The sequence below is a fragment of the Pseudotamlana agarivorans genome (assembly GCF_018860245.1).
GTDB classification, from domain to species: domain Bacteria; phylum Bacteroidota; class Bacteroidia; order Flavobacteriales; family Flavobacteriaceae; genus Pseudotamlana; species Pseudotamlana agarivorans_A.
In genome coordinates, this window is sequence record NZ_JAHKPD010000002.1 from 1 (window position 1) to 4,650 (window position 4,650).

The window sequence follows — 4,650 nt, forward strand, 5'->3', positions numbered from 1 at the left end:
TGGCAGCATCACCCGACGCACTTTGCGCCGAATAAATACCTGTGACGGAAGATCACTTCGCAGAATAAATAAATCCTGGTGTCCCTGTTGATACCGGGAAGCCCTGGGCCAACTTTTGGCGAAAATGAGACGTTGATCGGCACGTAAGAGGTTCCAACTTTCACCATAATGAAATAAGATCACTACCGGGCGCTGAGAGATCCCCTCATAATTTCCCCAAAGCGTAACCATGTGTGAATAAATTTTGAGCTAGTAGGGTTGCAGCCACGAGTAAGTCTTCCCTTGTTATTGTGTAGCCAGAATGCCGCAAAACTTCCATGCCTAAGCGAACTGTTGAGAGTACGTTTCGATTTCTGACTGTGTTAGCCTGGAAGTGCTTGTCCCAACCTTGTTTCTGAGCATGAACGCCCGCAAGCCAACATGTTAGTTGAAGCATCAGGGCGATTAGCAGCATGATATCAAAACGCTCTGAGCTGCTCGTTCGGCTATGGCGTAGGCCTAGTCCGTAGGCAGGACTTTTCAAGTCTCGGAAGGTTTCTTCAATCTGCATTCGCTTCGAATAGATATTAACAAGTTGTTTGGGTGTTCGAATTTCAACAGGTAAGTTAGTTGCTAGAACCCATGGCTCCTTTGCCGACGCTGAGTAGATTTTAGGTGACGGGTGGTGACAATGAGTCCGTGTCGAGCGCTGATTTTTTCGGCCTTTAGAGCGAGATTTATACAATAGAATTTGGCATGAGATTGGATTGCTTTTAGTCAGCCTCTTATAGCCTAAAGTCTTTGAGTGACTAGATGACATATCATGTAAGTTGCTGATAGGTTTCCAGTTTTCCGCTCCTAGGTCTGCATATTGTACTTTTCCTCTTACTCGACTTAACCAGTACCAACCCAGCTTCTCAACGGATTTATACCATGGCACTTTAAAGCCAGCATCACTGACAATGAGCGGTGTGGTGTTACTCGGTAGAATGCTCGCAAGGTCGGCTAGAAATTGGTCATGAGCTTTCTTTGAACATTGCTCTGAAAGCGGGAACGCTTTCTCATAAAGAGTAACAGAACGACCGTGTAGTGCGACTGAAGCTCGCAATACCATAAGTCGTTTTTGCTCACGAATATCAGACCAGTCAACAAGTACAATGGGCATCGTATTGCCCGAACAGATAAAGCTAGCATGCCAACGGTATACAGCGAGTCGCTCTTTGTGGAGGTGACGATTACCTAACAATCGGTCGATTCGTTTGATGTTATGTTTTGTTCTCGCTTTGGTTGGCAGGTTACGGCCAAGTTCGGTAAGAGTGAGAGTTTTACAGTCAAGTAATGCGTGGCAAGCCAACGTTAAGCTGTTGAGTCGTTTTAAGTGTAATTCGGGGCAGAATTGGTAAAGAGAGTCGTGTAAAATATCGAGTTCGCACATCTTGTTGTCTGATTATTGATTTTTCGCGAAACCATTTGATCATATGACAAGATGTGTATCCACCTTAACTTAATGATTTTTACCAAAATCATTAGGGGATTCATCAGTACCGGGCGTATTTTTTGAGTTATCGAGATTTTCAGGAGCTAAGGAAGCTAAAATGGAGAAAAAAATCACTGGATATACCACCGTTGATATATCCCAATGGCATCGTAAAGAACATTTTGAGGCATTTCAGTCAGTTGCTCAATGTACCTATAACCAGACCGTTCAGCTGGATATTACGGCCTTTTTAAAGACCGTAAAGAAAAATAAGCACAAGTTTTATCCGGCCTTTATTCACATTCTTGCCCGCCTGATGAATGCTCATCCGGAATTTCGTATGGCAATGAAAGACGGTGAGCTGGTGATATGGGATAGTGTTCACCCTTGTTACACCGTTTTCCATGAGCAAACTGAAACGTTTTCATCGCTCTGGAGTGAATACCACGACGATTTCCGGCAGTTTCTACACATATATTCGCAAGATGTGGCGTGTTACGGTGAAAACCTGGCCTATTTCCCTAAAGGGTTTATTGAGAATATGTTTTTCGTCTCAGCCAATCCCTGGGTGAGTTTCACCAGTTTTGATTTAAACGTGGCCAATATGGACAACTTCTTCGCCCCCGTTTTCACCATGGGCAAATATTATACGCAAGGCGACAAGGTGCTGATGCCGCTGGCGATTCAGGTTCATCATGCCGTTTGTGATGGCTTCCATGTCGGCAGAATGCTTAATGAATTACAACAGTACTGCGATGAGTGGCAGGGCGGGGCGTAATTTTTTTAAGGCAGTTATTGGTGCCTAGAAATATTTTATCTGATTAATAAGATGATCTTCTTGAGATCGTTTTGGTCTGCGCGTAATCTCTTGCTCTGAAAACGAAAAAACCGCCTTGCAGGGCGGTTTTTCGAAGGTTCTCTGAGCTACCAACTCTTTGAACCGAGGTAACTGGCTTGGAGGAGCGCAGTCACCAAAACTTGTCCTTTCAGTTTAGCCTTAACCGGCGCATGACTTCAAGACTAACTCCTCTAAATCAATTACCAGTGGCTGCTGCCAGTGGTGCTTTTGCATGTCTTTCCGGGTTGGACTCAAGACGATAGTTACCGGATAAGGCGCAGCGGTCGGACTGAACGGGGGGTTCGTGCATACAGTCCAGCTTGGAGCGAACTGCCTACCCGGAACTGAGTGTCAGGCGTGGAATGAGACAAACGCGGCCATAACAGCGGAATGACACCGGTAAACCGAAAGGCAGGAACAGGAGAGCGCACGAGGGAGCCGCCAGGGGGAAACGCCTGGTATCTTTATAGTCCTGTCGGGTTTCGCCACCACTGATTTGAGCGTCAGATTTCGTGATGCTTGTCAGGGGGGCGGAGCCTATGGAAAAACGGCTTTGCCGCGGCCCTCTCACTTCCCTGTTAAGTATCTTCCTGGCATCTTCCAGGAAATCTCCGCCCCGTTCGTAAGCCATTTCCGCTCGCCGCAGTCGAACGACCGAGCGTAGCGAGTCAGTGAGCGAGGAAGCGGAATATATCCTGTATCACATATTCTGCTGACGCACCGGTGCAGCCTTTTTTCTCCTGCCACATGAAGCACTTCACTGACACCCTCATCAGTGCCAACATAGTAAGCCAGTATATACACTCCGCTAGCGCCCAATACGCAAACCGCCTCTCCCCGCGCGTTGGCCGATTCATTAATGCAGCTGGCACGACAGGTTTCCCGACTGGAAAGCGGGCAGTGAGCGCAACGCAATTAATGTGAGTTAGCTCACTCATTAGGCACCCCAGGCTTTACACTTTATGCTTCCGGCTCGTATGTTGTGTGGAATTGTGAGCGGATAACAATTTCACACAGGAAACAGCTATGACATGATTACGAATTCGAGCTCGGTACCCGGGAATTAAAGAGGAGAAATTAAGCATGGTGAGCAAGGGCGAGGAGGATAACATGGCCATCATCAAGGAGTTCATGCGCTTCAAGGTGCACATGGAGGGCTCCGTGAACGGCCACGAGTTCGAGATCGAGGGCGAGGGCGAGGGCCGCCCCTACGAGGGCACCCAGACCGCCAAGCTGAAGGTGACCAAGGGTGGCCCCCTGCCCTTCGCCTGGGACATCCTGTCCCCTCAGTTCATGTACGGCTCCAAGGCCTACGTGAAGCACCCCGCCGACATCCCCGACTACTTGAAGCTGTCCTTCCCCGAGGGCTTCAAGTGGGAGCGCGTGATGAACTTCGAGGACGGCGGCGTGGTGACCGTGACCCAGGACTCCTCCCTGCAGGACGGCGAGTTCATCTACAAGGTGAAGCTGCGCGGCACCAACTTCCCCTCCGACGGCCCCGTAATGCAGAAGAAGACCATGGGCTGGGAGGCCTCCTCCGAGCGGATGTACCCCGAGGACGGCGCCCTGAAGGGCGAGATCAAGCAGAGGCTGAAGCTGAAGGACGGCGGCCACTACGACGCTGAGGTCAAGACCACCTACAAGGCCAAGAAGCCCGTGCAGCTGCCCGGCGCCTACAACGTCAACATCAAGTTGGACATCACCTCCCACAACGAGGACTACACCATCGTGGAACAGTACGAACGCGCCGAGGGCCGCCACTCCACCGGCGGCATGGACGAGCTGTACAAGTAATCTAGACAGCGCTTTTCCGCTGCATAACCCTGCTTCGGGGTCATTATAGCGATTTTTTCGGTATATCCATCCTTTTTCGCACGATATACAGGATTTTGCCAAAGGGTTCGTGTAGACTTTCCTTGGTGTATCCAACGGCGTCAGCCGGGCAGGATAGGTGAAGTAGGCCCACCCGCGAGCGGGTGTTCCTTCTTCACTGTCCCTTATTCGCACCTGGCGGTGCTCAACGGGAATCCTGCTCTGCGAGGCTGGCCGGCTGCAGGCATGCAAGCTTGGCACTGGCCGTCGTTTTACAACGTCGTGACTGGGAAAACCCTGGCGTTACCCAACTTAATCGCCTTGCAGCACATCCCCCTTTCGCCAGCTGGCGTAATAGCGAAGAGGCCCGCACCGATCGCCCTTCCCAACAGTTGCGCAGCCTGAATGGCGAATGGCGCTGATGTCCGGCGGTGCTTTTGCCGTTACGCACCACCCCGTCAGTAGCTGAACAGGAGGGACAGCTGATAGAAACAGAAGCCACTGGAGCACCTCAAAAACACCATCATACACTAAATCAGTAAGT

The 4,650-nt window shown here is 50.2% G+C and carries 2 protein-coding genes; one reads left to right on the plus strand and one right to left on the minus strand.

Translation table 11 applies throughout. From position 1 onward, the window contains the following. Positions 1–205: 205 nt before the first annotated feature. A complete protein-coding gene (locus KO493_RS00455) occupies positions 206–1,414 on the minus strand; it encodes an IS4-like element ISVsa5 family transposase (RefSeq protein ID WP_001339197.1) in 1,209 nt (402 codons plus the stop codon). Between the two features lie 160 nt (positions 1,415–1,574). On the opposite strand from KO493_RS00455, the gene KO493_RS00460 reads away from it, so the two are divergent. Then, positions 1,575–2,234, plus strand: coding sequence for a type A-1 chloramphenicol O-acetyltransferase (locus KO493_RS00460; protein WP_000412211.1), 660 nt, complete (start codon positions 1,575–1,577; stop codon positions 2,232–2,234). Positions 2,235–4,650: the final 2,416 nt, after the last annotated feature.

Coding starts and splice junctions, on each gene's coding strand:
- KO493_RS00455 (WP_001339197.1), bottom strand. CDS start 1,414: ATGTGCGAACTCGATATTTTACACGACTCTCTTTACCAATTCTGCCCC.
- KO493_RS00460 (WP_000412211.1), top strand. CDS start 1,575: ATGGAGAAAAAAATCACTGGATATACCACCGTTGATATATCCCAATGG.